The organism is Klebsiella sp. 2-CIP_Kleb. (assembly GCF_050378715.1).
Taxonomy (GTDB): domain Bacteria; phylum Pseudomonadota; class Gammaproteobacteria; order Enterobacterales; family Enterobacteriaceae; genus Klebsiella; species Klebsiella quasipneumoniae.
Map to the genome: position 1 here is coordinate 1 of NZ_JBNRLG010000004.1, position 16376 is coordinate 16376.

Consider the following 16376-nt stretch of genomic DNA (forward strand, 5'->3'; position numbering starts at 1 on the left):
CTTTTTGTCGGCCGCGGCGTCGATTTTCGCCTGGCGTTCGGCCAGCGCTTTATCAACGGCTTTGGCGACGATGGCGTCGATCTGTTCCTGAGTAAATTCTTGCGCCATTACGGAAATTGGGCACAGCGCGGCGACAACCGCCATGGCTAAAGGCAGTTTTTTCACAGTATTCATGGTTATCTCGCTTTAATAATTAATATATTTCAGATAATAACCATCCCATTCTGGCTAAAATATATAGCCAAAATAAGCTGATTTGTTTTTTAGGGTACAGCGACGCCGGAGAATAATATTCTCGCAGGCGTTATTCCATATTAATTAACGCTGGTACAGATGGATTAATTCTTCTGAGAACTCGCGGGCCAGCAGCGAATTCATCAGATGATCCTGGGCATGTACCATAATCAGCGTCATAGGCTGACGCGCTTCACCGGCATCCTGCTCGATGAGCTGGGTCTGCATCTGATGCGCCCGACGGGCGTAACCGTCGGCTTCATTTAACAGTAAACGCGCTTCGTCGATATTTCCGGTTCGGGCCGCATGTAGCGCTTCAAAACATAATGAGCGTGACTGTCCCGCATTAACGATAATTTCCATTACCGCATCTTCTAATTCAATCATGTGTATTCCTGAGGTCTTTATTATTTAATAATGCAGTGAAAGTCCTTTTTCTGCATTATTACGCTGCCATCATATTATCTCTCCGGGGCGGAGAGGAATTAGCTAACGGTTTCTGCCACCGGAACGCTATTTTTGGTTTTCTCAACTTCGGTTTTCATTAAGGAACGTTCATAGGCGCGCAGGAACGGCAGGTAAATCACCGCCGACATCACCATGCAGATAAGGCACATCACTACCGGGCTCAGCGTCCAGTTGGCCGCCCACGAGGCGCCAATTGGTGCCGGCGTGGTCCACGGAGTGAGGGACACCACCTGGCTCAGCCAGCCAAGACGCGTCGCTCCGTAAGCCAGCACCGCGTTGACCATCGGTACGCAGACGAAGGGGATAAACATCATCGGGTTCATGATGATCGGCGCCCCGAACAGGATCGGCTCGTTGATATTAAAGAAGCTCGGCACGATACCCATCTTGCCGATGGTGCGCAGATGCGTGGCCCGACTACGCAGCAGCAGGAAGGCCAGCGGTAGGGTCGAACCGACGCCGCCAATCAGCAGATAGTGATCCCAGAAGCCCTGCAGATAGACGTGCGGCAACACCGTGCCGGCCGCCAGCGCCGCCTGGTTTGCCGAGAGGTTAGCCATCCAGAACGGGTTCATAATACCGGTGACAATCAGCGAGCCGTGGATCCCAGCGAACCAGAAAATCTGGCACATCAGGACGGAGAGCAAAATCGCCGGCAGCGAGTCGGATGCGGAAACCAGCGGCTCCAGCAGATGCATGATCGCCTGCGGCAGGATCATCCCGGTCTGCGCTTCGATAAACAGGTTCAGCGGATGCAAAGTACCAATCACCACCAGCACCGGGATAAGGATTTCAAACGAACGAGCGACGCCGGTCGGTACCTCTTTCGGCAGTCGAATGGTGATGTTGTTTTGCTTCAGCCACGCGTAGACGCGGGTGGAGTAGATGGCGGTGATGAGGGCGGTAAAAATGCCCTGTCCGGACAGATACTGAGTGGAAATTTTTCCATCGGCATAGGGCGCGGCGACCAGCAGGAAGGCCATAAACGCCAGCAGACCGGACATCACCGGATCCAGCTGAAACTGACGACCGAGGCTGGCGCCAATGCCGACCGAGATAAAGAAGGTCATTACGCCCATGCTGAGGTTAAACGGCAGCATCAGCTGTTCGCGGTAGTGCTGGGAGAAATCGAGCCAGCCGCGGGCAAAGCCGTTGGTGGTCTCGGGTGAAAACGGCGGAAAGATAAATACCAGCATGAAAGAGCCGATGATCATAAACGGCAATGCGGCAGTGAAGCCATCGCGGATAGCGATAACATATTTCTGCTGCCCAAGGCGTCCTGCCAGCGGAGTAATAGATTGCTCGATCACGGCAATCATGGACTGATACAGAGAACTCATTTCAACACCTCTCAGTGCGCCGCTGGGATCAGCGACAGAGCATAATTCAGGACGTTGTCTCCCCGCTGCATACCGTAGTCCATCGTATCGATGGGCTGAACGGGAATGTTCAGGGAAGCCGCTTTGTCAGACAGGGTTTTCAACATGTATTTCACCTGGGGGCCTAGCAACACCACCTGATACTGCGGAAACTGGATGTCAAATTCGGAAACGCCATAGGCGTCAATCTGCACCGGCAGATCACGTTCATTCGCCGCCTCCACCATCTTTCTGACCAGCAGACTGGTGGACATTCCGGCAGAGCAGCACAGCATAATCTTGTACATCGACGACCATCCTCAAAATGTAAAAAGTTATTGCGTGGATGATTTGATATCAGACGGAAACCGGTTTCCATTTATAAAAAGCAGAACTGTGATAGTGGTCAAGATCTCCTGCTTATGGGGCGGATTTATTGGATTTGGCTCACATTATTCTGTCGATTTGGCGATGTTTTGCGCTGAAATGGAAAATCGGTTTCCAAACAAATGGCGAAATGGATATACTGCGCTGGTCATAATTGAAGCGATTCAGGTTTACAGGATTTTGGCGGGACGTGGCGCCCGCGCAGGGGAAAATGATGTCGACAATCAATGATGTTTCACGACTTGCCGGGGTTTCCAAAGCCACGGTGTCGCGAGTGTTGAGCGGCTCACGTGGCGTGAAGGAAGCCAGTCGTCAGGCGGTGCTGCAGGCGGCGGAAGCGCTCAATTACCGGCCAAACATGATAGCCCAGTCGTTGCTTAGCCAGTCCACCGGCTGCATCGGCGTCATCTGCGCCCAGGACAATATCAATCAAACCACCAGCTATCTCTACGCCCTGGAAAAACAGCTCAGCCAGCACCAGAAGCACCTGCTGCTGCGCTTCGCCAACACCAGCAGCGGCGTGATGAACTCGCTGGAGGAGTTAACCTGCGGGCTGTGCGATAACGTGCTGATCATCGGCGCGCGTTTTCCTCTGAATATTAACCGCCCGGACGTGGTGTTGGTGGACTGCCTCGACAGCGAGGGCGAAAACAGCATTCAGTTCGATCACGCCTTCGCCGCCGAAACCGCCTGCCACTATCTGATAAGCCAGGGCAGAAGGCAGATTGCGCTGATCCATCCGCAGAGCAGCGGCTTTGCCGATCAGGTGCTGCTGGGCTACAAGCACGCGCTGGAAAAAAACTTTTTGCCGTTTAATCGCAATCTGGTGTTTCTGGATAACACCTCGCCGTCGGTGGCGGTGCAGGAGCTGGTCAATAACGCCACGACGCTGAACTTTAACGCGCTGCTGGTGAGCGATGAGCTGCAGGCGCAGCGCGTGGTCCCGCAGCTGCAGGCGTTTAACCGCGCCGTTCCGCAAAATGTGATGGTGTTTAGCCTCGCCGGATCGTTACAGCTGCCCGGAATCCCGACTATCCCGGCGATTGAATATTCCATGGACGCGATGGCGTCGCGGATCGTCAACTGGCTGACCGAGAAAACGGACAACCCGGGCGGCAGCCCGCTGCGCGGCGATTTAATTATTCCAAAGCACTGATCGTCGCTCTTGCCCTGACCCGCCGCCGTTGGCTGCGGGTTTTTTATTGGCTGTTTTTTGTCGTATCCCTCACATTATAAATAAAACTCATATCTGTCGCCGGGTTTTCGAACCGGACAGCCTGCGTGACCTGCCTTAAGTTGAGTACGAAAGTTCCACTCAAAAAAAACACTAACCAGAACATTCGTACCGCCTGCTTGAGGAAGTCACCCTATGAATCACATGAACGTTGTCGATGTGAAAGCGTGGATAGATGCCCGCCCGGTCTCGCGCTTTCAATGGAACGTGCTGCTGCTCTGTTTCATCATCATTATGCTGGATGGGTATGACGCTGCGGTGATGGGCTTTGTCGCCCCGGCGCTCATCGAGGACTGGGGCATCAGCCGGGCTGAAATGGGGCCGATTCTTGGGGCGGCTATGTTCGGCGTCGCCATTGGCGCGCTGGTGGCGGGCCCGCTTTCTGACCGCTACGGCCGAAAACGCATTTTACTCTGGTCGGTGGCGCTGTTTGCGCTGTTCAGCCTGGCCGGCGCCGTGGCGCAAAGCCCGTCGCAGCTGGCGCTGCTGCGCTTTCTCACCGGCCTCGGACTTGGCGCCGTGATGCCCAATTGCGTCACGCTGGTGGCGGAATATATGCCGGAGCGGCGTAAAGGGGTGATGATCACCCTGATGTACAGCGGATTCAACGTGGGTTCCGGCCTCGGCGGCTTTATCGCTGCCGGGTTGTTATCGCATTACAGCTGGCACTCGGCGCTGATTTTTGGCGGCGTGCTGCCGCTCGTGGTGCTTCCCTTTATGATCGTGATGTTGCCGGAGTCGGCGATGAGCATGGTGGCGCGCCGACTACCGGGCGAGCAGATCGCCAGGGCGCTTAACCGGCTTGGAGGCCAGTTTACGGCTGACACCGTCTTCCAGCTGAATGCGCCGCCCATCACGCGGAGCAGTAAAGTGGCGCAGCTGTTTCGGTATGGCTATGCCCGCGGCACGATAGCGCTGTGGCTGACCTATTTTATGGGGCTGTTCGTGATATATCTGCTGAACGGCTGGCTGCCAACCATTCTCCGCTCCGGCGGGCTGTCGCTGCAGCAGGCGGCGATGATGACCGGCTTGTTCCAGCTCGGCGGCCCGCTGGGCGGCATCCTTGTCGGTATGCTGATGGATCGTGCTTCGGCGAAAGCGGTGATTGCGGCAACCTATTTCCTTGGCTGCCTGTGCCTGTTGTCCCAGGGGTTGATGGACTTCGGATCGGCGGCGCTGTCGGTGCTGATTTTTATCAGCGGGATGTGCATTAACGGCGCGCAGAACGGTCTGCAGGCCTATTCGCCAGCCTATTATCAAACCGAGATCCGTGCTACCGGCGTCAGCTGGATGCATGGTATCGGCCGTACCGGGGCTATTCTCAGCTCCACGCTGGGCGGGATGCTGATGCTGGCCGTGCCGGGACACTCGTCGATCTTTTTGGTGCTTGCGCTGCCGGCCTGCCTGGCGGGGACCTGTATTTTGTTGCACCGTATGAATCACGCTAAGCCTCGACTCACAGAGGCAGAACTGGACGCTTTGTCATCCCCCCTGGAACACCGATAAGTGGAGTTATCTGATGGCTAACATTCTCGGCGGTATCGCCGTCTCTCATACCCCGACTATCGGCTTCGCGGTCGATCATCATAAACAGCAGGACCCGGCATGGTCGCCGATCTTCCAGAGCTTCGAACCGCTGCAGCGCTGGCTGGAGGAGAAAAAACCGGATGCGCTGGTGTACATCTTTAATGACCATGTGACCGCCTTTTTCTTCGATCACTATTCGACATTTACGCTGGGAATCGATAGTCAATATGACGTTGCCGATGAAGGCGGCGGACCACGCTGTCTGCCGCCGGTCCAGGGCAATGCGGCGCTCTCAAGGCACATTGGCGCCAGCCTGATGGCCGATGAGTTTGATATGTCGTTCTTTATGGATAAAAAGCTCGACCACGGCCTTTTCTCGCCGCTTTCGGCGCTGTTGCCCTGGGATGAAGCGCAGGGGTGGCCGACGGCGGTAATCCCGTTACAGATCGGCGTGCTGCAATTTCCGGTACCGAGCGCGCGCCGTTGTTACCGACTCGGCCAGGCGCTGCGCCGGGCAATTGAAAGCTTCCCGGAAGATATCAATGTGGCGATTGTCGCGACCGGCGGGCTCTCGCATCAGGTTCATGGCGAGCGCTGCGGATTTAATAATCCCGACTGGGATGCCCAGTTTGTTGACATGCTGGTTAATGACCCGGAAAAGCTTACCGAAATGACCCTTGGCGAATATGCCGAGCTGGGGGGAATGGAAGGGTCTGAGGTGATCATGTGGCTGGTGATGCGCGGCGCGCTATCAGCCAATGTCACCGAAACCTGGCGCGACTATTACCTGCCGTCGATGACCGGTATCGCTACGCTGATCCTTGAGAACAATGCGCGCCTGCCCCCCGTCGATACCCTGACGCGCCATCGCCAGCATATGGCGCAGCAGCTGGCCGGGGTGGAGAAACTGCCGGGAACCTATCCTTTTACCCACGAGCGCAGCCTGAATGGCTTGCGGCTTAACCGTTTCCTGCATCGGCTGATTGAGCCTGCCTGGCGCGAACGTTTTCTGCAGTCGCCTCAGTCGCTTTATGCCGAAGCCGGACTGAGTGAGGAGGAACAGCAGTTGCTCAACGCACGCGACTGGCGGGGATTGATTCAGTATGGCGCCAGTTTCTTCCTGCTGGAGAAAATGGGCGCGGTGGTCGGCGTATCCAACCTGCATATTTACGCCGCGATGCGCGGGCAGACGCTGGAGGCGTTTCAGCAAACGCGCAACCAACAGGTAACCTATTCGGTGGCGGGTAAACGTTAAACAGTCCCGTCCTGAACCTGCTGATAAATAAAACGCAACAGCGCCTGCGTCGCCGGGGAGGGCAGGCTGCCGGCGCGAAACGTCAGCCCGATACGCCGGGTGGTATCGGGCAGGGGGACCGGCAACACGCTGAGCAACCCATTGTCAGTTTCAAAACGCATCTGGCTGGCGGAAACCGCCGCCAGCATGTCGGAGTCCTGCAGCAATCCTCGCACCATCGCCGCATCCCCGGTCTCCACCGTCGGCTGGGGCAGCGGCAGCCCCAGGGTGACAAACGCCTTATCCAGCAAATGGCGCGCCGGCGCGTTGGCGCGCGGCAGCACCCATTGTGCCGTCGCCAGCTGGCTGCGCGGATCCGGATGGCGCAGCAGCGGGTGGTTATTACGCAGTAAAATCAGCATATCCTCTTCGAATAACGCCTCGCTACAGAGGTCCGGGAGATCTTCATCCTGACGCAGGGCGCCGATAATAAAATCGATATTACCTGCGCGCATATCGGCGACCAGCGACTCATACGGGCTTTCATTGGTCATGAGGGTAATGCCCGGGTGCTGGGCCAGAAAGGCGGCGATGGCGGAGGGCAGTAGCCGGGTGCGACTCAGCGGCAGGGCGCCAATGCGCACGGTGCCCTCCAGCACCCCGCGACGGGCGGCGAGATCGCTCCAGATGTTTTCCAGCTCGTTGAGCGCTCTGCTCACCGGGGGATAGAGCAGTTCTGCGGCAGGCGTGGGACGCACCCCTTCTGGCGTTCGGCGAAACAGCGCCGAATCCGCCCCTTTCTCCAGGACCTTCAGCGCGGCGCTGACCGCCGGCTGGGTGATCCCCAACTGTTGCGCGACGGTTTGGGTATGGTTGACGTGATAGAGCTGAATAAAAATGGCTAACCGGCGGGTATTGAACAGCCAACCGGCGTCCGCCAGCGGGCCGCTGGTGCGGGTATGGTGCTTCTGCAACAGCGCCGGGATGGCCTGCAGGTCGTCAATCGCCCGCCGGGCGCGCGGCAGGATGCACTTGCCATACTCGGTGGGCACCATGCCGCTGTAATGGCGTTCGAACAGCGTGACGTTCAACGCGGCTTCAAGGTCGCGGATAGCCCGGGTTATCGCTGACTGCGTGCGGAATAAGTCATCGGCAGCACGCGAGACGCTTCCGCGCAGCGCGACCTGACAAAAAAAGCGCAGCTGCATGATATTTATGATTTTATCGTGCTTTCTCTTCAGCATTATTCGTCAGGCCTGAAATAGTGAGTGAGTCGACAACATAAATAAAAATCATAGCCTTCGCAAGTTAACGAATTACCTTCCAACGGCGGGACATGACAAGCTGAAAAAAACAACAGAGGAAGCCATCATGTCTCATCCGGTTAGCGAAAAAAGTGCCCTTGTCGTCAGCGCCCACTCGGCCGATTTCGTCTGGCGCGCGGGCGGTGCGATAGCCCTGCATGCCCTGCAGGGCTATCAGGTCCATGTGGTCTGTTTGTCCTTTGGCGAGCGCGGCGAGTCCGCCAAACTGTGGCGTAAAGGCAACATGACCGAGGAGGCGGTGAAGCAAGTCCGTCGCGAAGAGGCGCAGGCCGCCGCCGAGATCCTGGGCGCCAGCGTCGAATTCTTTGATATCGGCGACTATCCGTTGCGCGCCGATAAAGAGACGCTGTTTCGTCTGGCGGATGTGTATCGCCGTATCCAGCCCCACTTTGTTCTGACGCACTCGCTGCAGGATCCCTATAACTACGATCACCCGCTGGCCTCCCACCTGGCTCAGGAGGCTCGGATTATCGCTCAGGCAGAAGGCTATCGCCCCGGCGAGAAAATTGTCGCTGCTCCCCCGGTTTACTGTTTCGAACCGCACCAGCCGGAGCAGTGCAACTGGAAGCCTGATGTGCTGCTGGACATCACCACTGTCTGGGAGAAAAAGTATCAGGCCATTCAGTGTATGCAGGGCCAGGAGCATTTGTGGGAGTACTACACCCGCGTGGCGCTGCAGCGCGGAGTGCAGGCCAAACGCAACATCGGCATCACGGCCGCGCGCGATATCGTTCACGGCGAAGCCTTCCAGAGCATCTTCCCCCGCGTAACGGAGAACCTGGCATGAAGCTGTTAAATAAAAAAGGCCTTGTGATCCGCCATCTGCCGCGCCATGACGAGGCGGTTTTGCGCCGCTGTGAGGCGGCCGGGGTGGCGACGCTCCATGAAGCCTGGGCACGCCAGGGGCTGATGGGACCGGCAATCCGTCCGATTCAGCAGGGCGTCAGCCGGGCGGGCAACGCGGTCACGGTACTGGTGACGCCAGGCGACAACTGGATGTTTCATGTCGCGGTCGAGCAGTGCCGCGCCGGCGATATTCTGGTGGTGGCCCCGACGTCGCCGTGCGGCGATGGCTTCTTCGGCGATCTGCTGGCGACGTCTCTCCAATCGCGCGGTGTGGTCGGTCTGGTGGGCGATATCGGCATTCGCGATTCGCAAACGTTGCGGGAGATGGGATTCGCCGTCTGGTCCCGTCAGGTTTATGCCCAGGGAACGGTGAAAGAGAGCCTCGGCTCGGTTAACGTCCCGGTGATTTGCGCAGGCCAGCTTGTGCAGCCGGGCGATGTCGTGGTGGCCGACGACGATGGCGTCGTGGTGCTGCCTCACGCCCAGGTGCGTGATGTGCTCGATAAAGCGGAAGCACGCATGAGCAATGAGCTTGCGAAGCGTGAGCGGATGCGCCATGGCGAGCTGGGGCTGGATATTTACGCGATGCGCCAGCGTCTGGCGGAAAAGGGGCTGCGGTATTACGACAGCGCAGATGAGGTGGAGGAGTAAGATGGCGCAACGCGGAATTCCCTGTCTATGGATGCGCGGCGGCACCTCGAAGGCGGCCTGTTTTCTGGCTGACGATCTGCCTGCCGATCCGGTGCAACGTGATGCGGTGCTGCTGGCGGTGATGGGCTCGCCTGATCCCCGGCAAATTGACGGGATCGGCGGCGCCGATCCGCTGACCAGTAAAGTGGCGATTATCCGCCGCTCCGCACGGCCTGACGCCGATGTGGACTATCTGTTTGCCCAGGTGAACGTGACGGGGGCCTCTGTGGACTACGGCCAAAACTGCGGCAATATTCTTGCCGCCGTTGGCCCTTTCGCCATCGAGCGTGGGCTGATTCGCCACGATGCGCCGCTCACTCGGGTGCGTATTTATATGGAGAACACGGGGCAACTGGCGGTGGCAGAGATCCCCTGCGATGCCGACGGGGTCGACTACGTCGGCGAGAGTCGTATCGATGGCGTACCGGGCAGCGCCAGCCCGATCCTGCTCCATTTTCTTGATGTGGCAGGCTCCAGCTGCGGGGCACTGCTGCCGACCGGCCGGGTCCGTGATCGTTTTGACGGCGTCGAGGTGACCTGCATCGATAACGGAATGCCGGTGATCCTGCTGCGCGCGTGCGACCTCGGTTGCACCGGCTATGAGACACGCGAACAGCTGGATAATGACGACGCGCTTAAACGTCGCCTGGAGTCGATTCGCCTGCAGGCCGGGCCGCTGATGCAGCTTGGCGACGTCAGCCAGCGCACGGTGCCCAAGATGACCCTGATCGCCGAGCCGCGACACGGCGGCGCCATCAGCAGCCGCACCTTTATCCCGCACCGCTGCCACGCGTCGATCGGCGTATTTGGCGCGGTGAGCGTGGCCAGCGCCTGTCTGCTTCCTGGATCCGTCGCGCAGGGCATGGCGCAGGTCGCGCCAGGCGCTACGCCGCTGCTCAGCGTTGAGCATCCGACAGGCGAATTTAGCGTGACGCTTCAGCTTGACGCAGACGGCGCCCTGACAGGCTGCGGCCTGTTACGCACGGCGCGACTGCTGTTTGCTGGCGAAGTTTTTATTCCGGCCCGCGTCTGGCCGCGTGAGGAGTAATGATGACGACAATCGCGTTTATTGGTTTTGGCGAGGCGGGTGGCATTCTGGCGGCAGATCTGGCCCGTGAGCATGCGGTGACCATATGGGATTGCAAGCTCAATGGCCCGGAGCGAGAGGCAATGGTCAGGAAAGCCGGTGATTCGCGCGTTCAGGCGGGGAGTTCGCTGGCGCAGGCGCTGGAGAGCGCCGCGCTGATTTTTTCTACTGTGACCGCCGGTGAGGCGCTAAAGGTCGCGCAGCAGGCCGCCGCGCTGCTGCAGCCGGGGCAATATTTCCTCGATCTCAACTCCGTGGCGCCGGAAACGAAACGGCAGGCAGCTGAACATTTTCTGCCCGGCGCCTACATTGATGTCGCGGTGATGGCGCCGGTGCCGCCGGCCCGATTGCAGACACCGTTATTGATCGGCGGGCCGCAGGCGGAGGCGATCGCGCCGCGTCTGCAGGGGCTGGGGCTGAATGCCCGCTATGGCGCCAGTACGGTGGGCCAGATGTCGGCGATAAAAATGTGCCGTAGCGTGATGATCAAAGGTCTTGAAGCGCTCACCACAGAATGCCTGTTCGCGGCCCGTGAATATGGCGTCGAGGAGGAGGTGCTTAGCTCCTTGCATCATAGTTTCCCGTCTCTGGGCTGGACAGGCGCGTTTCCCGACTATCTGATCAGCCGGGTGGCGGAACATGGCGTTCGGCGCAGCGAAGAGATGGAAGAGGTGGTAAAAACCCTGCGTGATGTGGGGAGCGGCGGGATAATGAGCGAGGCGATCGCGAAAAGCCAGCGCCAGCTTCCGGAGCAGATGGCCGCCCGTAGCCTGAGCTACAGGCAGCTGACGCCGTTTGACTGGAAAACGCTGGTCGCCAGGCTGAAATAACCGCTATTTGGCCGGACAGACGATTTTGTCGATTGCGGCCTGGTAGCTTTTTTGGTTATTGCGCTCTTTCGCCAGCGTCGCTTCGCGGACCGCGTTCTTGTTGCCGTCGGTCGCCAGTACTTTATTGGCAAAATCGTTGTCGCTGAGGTGGCTTGCTGGCGCGCATTTTTCCTTCACCGCTTTGAGCACCTGCTGCTTTTGCTGCTCGAACTGCAGGCTTTGCAGCGGTGATTCGGCCCACGCCGACGTGGCGCTCAGGGCGGTGACCAGGCATACCATCCAACATGCTTTCATCAGGCTTCTCCTTCCGTAATCGCTTCCGTCAACTATATGCGCAGGTGGGAAAACACGCAAATAGCGGTTAATTTAACTTATTGAAAAGGCGTTTGTTATCATCGCCTCAGGCGGCTCTCACCCGCCGCCGCGAGTCGATAGCGATCAGCACCACCGACGCCAGGATCAGCAGAGTGCCCAGCCAGTCCGGCAGCGTGAAGGTGATCCCCAGCAGCAGGAGCGACAGCAGGGCGCTGCTCAGCGGTTCGGCGCAGCTGAGGATCCCCGCTTTGGCGCCGCCAATCTTCTGCGCGCCGTTAAGATAAAGGCTGAATGTCAGCGAAGTACCGATCACCACCAGGTAGAAAAAAGCTAACAGCAGGCTGCCGTTCACCACAAAATCGGTGCCCTGGCCGCCGTAAAACGGCAGCAGCATCGCACCGCCGAACAACATACTCCAGCCGACGATCGGCAGCGTCCCGTAGCGGGCAATTAGCGTCGAGGGATAGGTGGTATAAAACGCGGCGGCAAACGCCGAGGCGATCCCCCAGAACAGCGCCGCCGGCGAAATCGACAGCGTCGTCGGGTTGCCGTGGGTTACCAGCAGAAAGGTGCCCGCCAGCGAGGTGCAGATAGCCCCCAGCACCAACGGAGTGGGGCGCGCTTTGCGGGCGAGGGCGAACCAGGCGACGATGATCGTCGGGGACAGGAACTGCAGCACTGTGGCCGTGGCGGCATTCGATTTTTCAATGGTCATCAAAAAGGTGAATTGCACGGTTAACGCGCCAAACAGCGAGAAAAACAGCAGGCTGACGGCGTCGCGGCGGTTTTGCAGCACGCGGAAAATGCGGTCGCCGTGAACAAAGCCGAGCATCAGCAGGATCAGCCCGGCGAACAGCAGACGCGTCATGGTCAGAAACGGCGACGACATCTGGCTTTCCTGCATAATAAACTGCGCGCATACCCCGGAACTGCCCCACAGCACGGCGGCAATCAGTACGTTCAGCATCCCTTTTTTGCTGGAGCCCATCTTTTCCTCTGGTGAAATGTGACAAAGGGGAATCATAACATGCGCCCGCCCGGGCGGCGGGGCAGGAAATGGTAGTTGGCCGCGCCGGGGTAACGATTTTGCAGGCCCGGGAAGGCGAAGTCGCCGCCGGGCATGACCCGACAATCGCGTTCTAGCTTAAATCGACATTTTTACTGCCGAACAGCCAGGTGAGCACAAAGCCGCACAGGTAGGAGACCGCCAGTCCGCCGGCGTAAACCGCCATCCCGGCGTAAATCCCGCTGCCGGAGGTCATCAGCGGCAGCGCCACCAGCCCGGACGGACCGAACACGGTGTTCAGGCCGACCGGCAGCCCCAGCCAGGCGATCAGTCCGACGAAGAAGCCGCCGCAGGCGCCGCCGAGGCAGGCGGTGACAAACGGCTTCATCCGCGGCAGGGTGACGCCGTAGATCAGCGGCTCGCCAATCCCGAGGAAGCCCGGAATAATCGCCCCTTTAATCTGGGTTCGCAGCAGCGAATCGCGCTTCGCCCGCCAGAACAGCGCCAGCGCCGCCCCCACCTGCCCGGCCCCGGCCATCGCCAGGATCGGGAACAGCGAGTTAAAGCCTTGGGCGTCCACCAGCGCAAAATAGACCGGGACAAACCCCTGATGGACGCCGAACATCACCGCCAGCAGGAACAGACCGGCCAGCACCGCCGAGCCAAACGGATTGCCATTAAGATGCAGGAACAACCACGACATGCCGGTAAACAACCAGCCGCCAATCGGCATGATCACCGTAAAGGTCACCGCGCCCATGATCAGCAGCGTCACCGCCGAGGTGAGGATCATATCGAGGTTGGCCGGCATTACCCGCCGCACCTGGCGTTCAACCCACGCGCCAAGGATGGCGGCGATCAGTACGCCGATGATATTGCCGCGCGGATCGATGCTGTGGCCGAAGAAGGTGGAGATCCCGGCGTAGACGCCGCTGGTCGCCTCCGGGTTGTAGCCCAGCACGAACAGCGAGGCGATAATCGCGCCGTTTACCCCGGAGCCGCCGAACGCCTTCTGAGCGTTATAGCCAATCAGGATGCTCAGGAAGGTGAACATCCCTTTGCTGAAGACCTTCATATAGCCAATCAGCGCCACCAGGCTGGCGTTCGGATGGGCGTTCTCCAGCACGAAAACCTGTTCCGCCAGGGTGGCGAAGCCCAGCAGCAGCCCGACGGCGATAAAGCCGGGGATTAGCGGCGTAAAGATGGTGGCGAATTTGGCGAGAAACTTCTGTACCGCGCTGGTCTGCTTGCCCTTCAGCGCCTGTTTTCTCTCCGCCGCGACGTCGGCCAGCGACGGCGCGGCAGGGGCCTCCTCCAGCAGGCCGTTCATCATCTCGGCGGCGGTTTGCGCTTTGCCGGGGCCGAGCACTACCTGGAACTGCTCGTCGCTGACGATTACCCCCATCACGCCGTCAATCTGGCGGATGGCGGTGGTGTCGGCCAGCCCTTCATCGCGCAGGGTCAAGCGCAGGCGCGTCATGCAGTTGCCCGCCTGCGCGACGTTTGCGGCGCCGCCCACGTGGCTGAGGATCCGCGCTATCATCTCTTTCGTTATTTTTGCCATTGCCCGTTACCTGTCTGTCGGCGCTCAGGCGTTGCTGAGCGCCTTGCGGATATAGCCGTTGTTTTTCGCCAGCAGCGACTGCGCCTCTTCGGCGCTTAAGTCTGCCAGCACCATCACGATCGCGGTTTTACAGTGGCGGCCGCAGGCCTCCAGCGCATTCTGGGCGGTGGGGCGATCGCAGTCGGTCGCCTCCATCACGATGGAAACCTGGCGCTCAATCAGCTTGGCGTTGGTCGCTTCGACGTCGACCATCAGATTGCTGTAGACCTTGCCGACGCGGATCATCGCCCCGGTGGAGATCATGTTCAGCACCAGCTTCTGCGCAGTGCCGGCTTTCAGGCGGGTTGAGCCGGTCACCACCTCCGGGCCGACCACCGGAGTAATGGCGACGTCCGCCAGCTGGGCCATTTCGCCATGCGGGTTACAGCTGACGATGGCGACAAAGGCATTCTGGCGATGGGCATACTCCATGGCGCCAATGACGTACGGCGTGCGTCCGCTGGCCGCCAGCCCCACCAGCACATCGCGGTGGCTGAAGTTCAGGTTCTGCAGATCCATCGCCCCCTGCGCTTTATTGTCTTCCACGTTTTCCACGGCGCTGAGAATCGCTTTATGTCCGCCGGCGATGATCCCCACCACCTGCTCCGGGCGGGTGCCGAAGGTCGGTGGGCATTCGCTGGCATCGAGGATCCCCAGACGCCCTGAGGTGCCAGCACCGATATAAATCAAGCGGCCACCGGCCTGCAGCGCCGTCGCGACCTTATCCACCACCTCGGCAATCTGCGGCAGATAGGGCGTAATCGCCTGGGCCACCTGCTGGTCTTCCTGGTTTATCACCGTCAGCATCTCAAGGGTGGAAAGGGTGTCAATGTTGGCGCTGTTGGCGTTGCGTCGCTCGGTCAGCAGTTTGCTCAGGTCGATACTCATAGAAACCTCGTTATTCTCAGTCGTGCGCAGTATAAGGAATTATTTATTCCTTGCCTGTGAAGAGTATCACGATTAGTACGCGGAGAATAATACGAGAATGGTAGAGATGGCGGGAAATGGTGCGGTAATAAAGGTGGAATATTTTATTACCGCACCTGGCGTTTAGCGCGCGCTGCGCGACTGGCTGAGGCCCATTAGCAGCGCCAGCAGGTAGCAGATCGCCATCGCGAGGCTCATTTTCAGCATCGTTTCGCCGCCGAGGCCCGCCAGCGGCGCGGCGATGCCGCCGAAGACAAACATCAGGGTGCCCATCAGCGCGGACGCGGTGCCGGACTGGGCGGCGTCAACGGCGCTCATCGCCTCCGCGCCGGCGACGGTGCTGATGCCGCTCATCAGCGACACGGTAAAGAACAGGCCGACCAGCGCCAGCACCGGCAGCTGCAGCCAGGCAAACAGCAGCATGATCGCCGCGCAGCTCACCGCCAGCGTCAGGCCGCCGCGCAGCAGGCTTTCGGCGCTGAAGCGGCGCGCCAGACGGGAAAAGATCATCGCCGCGATAATCAGCCCGATACCGTTCAGACCGAACAGCAGGCTGAACTGCATGGCGCTCATGCCGTATTCGCTCTGCATCACGAAGGAAGAGGAGCCGATGTAGGAGAACAGTCCGGCCATCATAAAGGCCTGAATCAGGCAGAAGCGTAGAAAACGACGATTCTTCAGCACCGGCTGGCCGGGCCGCTGGCGGGTCGCATTGGTTGCCGCGGCCGGGCGCGTTTCCCGCAGGATAGTCAGGCTCATCACCAGCAGCGCGCCGCCAATGGCGGCCATCGTCCAGAAGAGAATTCGCCAGTCGAAGGCGGTGATCACGTAGCCGCCCAGCACCGGTGACAGAACCGGCGCAATACCGTTCACCGTCATCAGCAGGGCGAAAAACTGGGTCAGCAGGGTGCCCTGGTATTTATCGCGGGCGATGGAGCGCGACAGCACCGAACCGCCGGCGCCGGCGAAGCCCTGTAAAAAACGCCAGACAATCAGCATGTTGATATCCCTTGTCAGGGCGCACATCGCCGAAGAGAAGATAAACAGCAGCAGGGACAGCGCCAGGGGTTTCAGGCGGCCAATGCGGTCGCTCAGCGGGCCGAAAAACAGCTGACCCAGGCCGAGGCCAATCAGCGCGGCGGTCAGCGACAGCTGGGTCTGGGTGCTGGTGGCCTGCAGCTGCTGAGTGATCTCCGGCAGCGCCGGCAGATAAAAATCAGTGCACAGCGGGCCGATACCCGACAGCAGGCCGAGGATCAGCGCCCAGGAGAGGGAAACACGTGCCATAACGATTCCTTGTAGAGG

16 protein-coding genes and 1 pseudogene are annotated in these 16376 nt (G+C 59.4%); 7 read left to right on the forward strand and 10 right to left on the reverse strand.

Features of this window, described 5'->3' with window-relative positions; all coding sequences use genetic code 11:
• From ACQUTP_RS15180 to ACQUTP_RS15195, 4 genes and pseudogenes are all read right to left on the reverse strand, one after another.
• A pseudogene (locus tag ACQUTP_RS15180) lies at positions 1 to 174 on the reverse strand (carbohydrate porin); the annotation flags it as partial.
• Between the two features lie 144 nt (positions 175 to 318).
• Entirely contained in the window at positions 319 to 621 is a 303-nt protein-coding gene (locus tag ACQUTP_RS15185) for a PTS lactose/cellobiose transporter subunit IIA (RefSeq protein WP_004205145.1), read from the reverse strand.
• A gap of 98 nt (positions 622 to 719) precedes the next feature.
• The gene (locus tag ACQUTP_RS15190; RefSeq protein ID WP_004205144.1) at positions 720 to 2042 is read right to left on the reverse strand and encodes a PTS sugar transporter subunit IIC; all 1323 of its coding nucleotides are present in this window, start codon (positions 2040 to 2042) and stop codon (positions 720 to 722) included.
• Between the two features lie 11 nt (positions 2043 to 2053).
• Positions 2054 to 2368, reverse strand: coding sequence for a PTS sugar transporter subunit IIB (locus tag ACQUTP_RS15195; RefSeq protein ID WP_023291423.1), 315 nt, complete (start codon positions 2366 to 2368; stop codon positions 2054 to 2056).
• 293 nt (positions 2369 to 2661) lie between these two features.
• On the opposite strand from ACQUTP_RS15195, the gene ACQUTP_RS15200 reads away from it, so the two are divergent.
• From ACQUTP_RS15200 to ACQUTP_RS15210, 3 genes are all read left to right on the forward strand, one after another.
• Positions 2662 to 3603, forward strand: coding sequence for a LacI family DNA-binding transcriptional regulator (locus ACQUTP_RS15200; protein WP_004205142.1), 942 nt, complete (start codon positions 2662 to 2664; stop codon positions 3601 to 3603).
• Positions 3604 to 3816: 213 nt separating this feature from the next.
• Positions 3817 to 5187: an MFS transporter gene (locus tag ACQUTP_RS15205; RefSeq protein ID WP_043522802.1), complete on the forward strand. Its 1371-nt coding sequence runs from the start codon at positions 3817 to 3819 to the stop codon at positions 5185 to 5187.
• A 13-nt stretch (positions 5188 to 5200) separates the two neighbouring features.
• The gene (locus ACQUTP_RS15210; protein ID WP_004205139.1) at positions 5201 to 6463 is read left to right on the forward strand and encodes a gallate dioxygenase; all 1263 of its coding nucleotides are present in this window, start codon (positions 5201 to 5203) and stop codon (positions 6461 to 6463) included.
• On the opposite strand, the gene ACQUTP_RS15215 is transcribed toward ACQUTP_RS15210, so the two are convergent.
• The gene (locus tag ACQUTP_RS15215) at positions 6460 to 7686 is read right to left on the reverse strand and encodes a LysR family transcriptional regulator (RefSeq protein WP_017900183.1); all 1227 of its coding nucleotides are present in this window, start codon (positions 7684 to 7686) and stop codon (positions 6460 to 6462) included. The genes ACQUTP_RS15210 and ACQUTP_RS15215 overlap by 4 nt on opposite strands.
• A gap of 127 nt (positions 7687 to 7813) precedes the next feature.
• On the opposite strand from ACQUTP_RS15215, the gene galB reads away from it, so the two are divergent.
• Genes galB through ACQUTP_RS15235 form a run of 4 tightly spaced genes read left to right on the forward strand, consistent with a single transcriptional unit; the run spans position 7814 to position 11220 of the window.
• Positions 7814 to 8554 (forward strand): 4-oxalmesaconate hydratase, encoded by a 741-nt coding sequence (gene galB, locus ACQUTP_RS15220; protein ID WP_004205133.1) that lies wholly within the window; start codon positions 7814 to 7816, stop codon positions 8552 to 8554.
• Positions 8551 to 9264, forward strand: coding sequence for a 4-carboxy-4-hydroxy-2-oxoadipate aldolase/oxaloacetate decarboxylase (locus ACQUTP_RS15225; protein WP_017900182.1), 714 nt, complete (start codon positions 8551 to 8553; stop codon positions 9262 to 9264). The genes galB and ACQUTP_RS15225 overlap by 4 nt, the downstream gene beginning before the upstream one ends.
• 1 nt (position 9265) lies before the next feature.
• A complete protein-coding gene (locus tag ACQUTP_RS15230) occupies positions 9266 to 10351 on the forward strand; it encodes a 4-oxalomesaconate tautomerase (RefSeq protein ID WP_004205131.1) in 1086 nt (361 codons plus the stop codon).
• A 2-nt stretch (positions 10352 to 10353) separates the two neighbouring features.
• Entirely contained in the window at positions 10354 to 11220 is an 867-nt protein-coding gene (locus tag ACQUTP_RS15235) for an NAD(P)-dependent oxidoreductase (protein WP_285756187.1), read from the forward strand.
• A gap of 3 nt (positions 11221 to 11223) precedes the next feature.
• Here the strand turns inward: ACQUTP_RS15235 and ACQUTP_RS15240 are convergent, their stop codons facing one another.
• The 5 genes from ACQUTP_RS15240 to ACQUTP_RS15260 form a co-directional block, all read right to left on the reverse strand.
• Positions 11224 to 11514, reverse strand: a complete 291-nt coding sequence (locus tag ACQUTP_RS15240; RefSeq protein ID WP_002923120.1) for a YicS family protein — start codon at positions 11512 to 11514, stop codon at positions 11224 to 11226.
• 106 nt (positions 11515 to 11620) lie between these two features.
• Positions 11621 to 12523, reverse strand: a complete 903-nt coding sequence (locus ACQUTP_RS15245; protein ID WP_004205129.1) for a DMT family transporter — start codon at positions 12521 to 12523, stop codon at positions 11621 to 11623.
• Between the two features lie 151 nt (positions 12524 to 12674).
• Positions 12675 to 14105, reverse strand: coding sequence for a PTS N-acetylmuramic acid transporter subunit IIBC (gene murP, locus ACQUTP_RS15250; RefSeq protein ID WP_043522794.1), 1431 nt, complete (start codon positions 14103 to 14105; stop codon positions 12675 to 12677).
• Positions 14106 to 14129: 24 nt separating this feature from the next.
• Positions 14130 to 15032, reverse strand: a complete 903-nt coding sequence (gene murQ, locus ACQUTP_RS15255) for an N-acetylmuramic acid 6-phosphate etherase (protein ID WP_017900180.1) — start codon at positions 15030 to 15032, stop codon at positions 14130 to 14132.
• A 162-nt stretch (positions 15033 to 15194) separates the two neighbouring features.
• Positions 15195 to 16358: a multidrug effflux MFS transporter gene (locus ACQUTP_RS15260; protein WP_285756181.1), complete on the reverse strand. Its 1164-nt coding sequence runs from the start codon at positions 16356 to 16358 to the stop codon at positions 15195 to 15197.
• Positions 16359 to 16376: the final 18 nt, after the last annotated feature.

Coding starts and splice junctions, on each gene's coding strand:
- ACQUTP_RS15190 (WP_004205144.1), bottom strand. CDS start 2,042: ATGAGTTCTCTGTATCAGTCCATGATTGCCGTGATCGAGCAATCTATT.
- ACQUTP_RS15235 (WP_285756187.1), top strand. CDS start 10,354: ATGACGACAATCGCGTTTATTGGTTTTGGCGAGGCGGGTGGCATTCTG.
- galB (WP_004205133.1), top strand. CDS start 7,814: ATGTCTCATCCGGTTAGCGAAAAAAGTGCCCTTGTCGTCAGCGCCCAC.
- murP (WP_043522794.1), bottom strand. CDS start 14,105: ATGGCAAAAATAACGAAAGAGATGATAGCGCGGATCCTCAGCCACGTG.
- ACQUTP_RS15245 (WP_004205129.1), bottom strand. CDS start 12,523: ATGGGCTCCAGCAAAAAAGGGATGCTGAACGTACTGATTGCCGCCGTG.
- ACQUTP_RS15215 (WP_017900183.1), bottom strand. CDS start 7,686: ATGCTGAAGAGAAAGCACGATAAAATCATAAATATCATGCAGCTGCGC.
- ACQUTP_RS15230 (WP_004205131.1), top strand. CDS start 9,266: ATGGCGCAACGCGGAATTCCCTGTCTATGGATGCGCGGCGGCACCTCG.
- ACQUTP_RS15195 (WP_023291423.1), bottom strand. CDS start 2,368: ATGTACAAGATTATGCTGTGCTGCTCTGCCGGAATGTCCACCAGTCTG.
- ACQUTP_RS15210 (WP_004205139.1), top strand. CDS start 5,201: ATGGCTAACATTCTCGGCGGTATCGCCGTCTCTCATACCCCGACTATC.
- ACQUTP_RS15185 (WP_004205145.1), bottom strand. CDS start 621: ATGATTGAATTAGAAGATGCGGTAATGGAAATTATCGTTAATGCGGGA.
- murQ (WP_017900180.1), bottom strand. CDS start 15,032: ATGAGTATCGACCTGAGCAAACTGCTGACCGAGCGACGCAACGCCAAC.
- ACQUTP_RS15225 (WP_017900182.1), top strand. CDS start 8,551: ATGAAGCTGTTAAATAAAAAAGGCCTTGTGATCCGCCATCTGCCGCGC.
- ACQUTP_RS15260 (WP_285756181.1), bottom strand. CDS start 16,358: ATGGCACGTGTTTCCCTCTCCTGGGCGCTGATCCTCGGCCTGCTGTCG.
- ACQUTP_RS15240 (WP_002923120.1), bottom strand. CDS start 11,514: ATGAAAGCATGTTGGATGGTATGCCTGGTCACCGCCCTGAGCGCCACG.
- ACQUTP_RS15200 (WP_004205142.1), top strand. CDS start 2,662: ATGTCGACAATCAATGATGTTTCACGACTTGCCGGGGTTTCCAAAGCC.
- ACQUTP_RS15205 (WP_043522802.1), top strand. CDS start 3,817: ATGAATCACATGAACGTTGTCGATGTGAAAGCGTGGATAGATGCCCGC.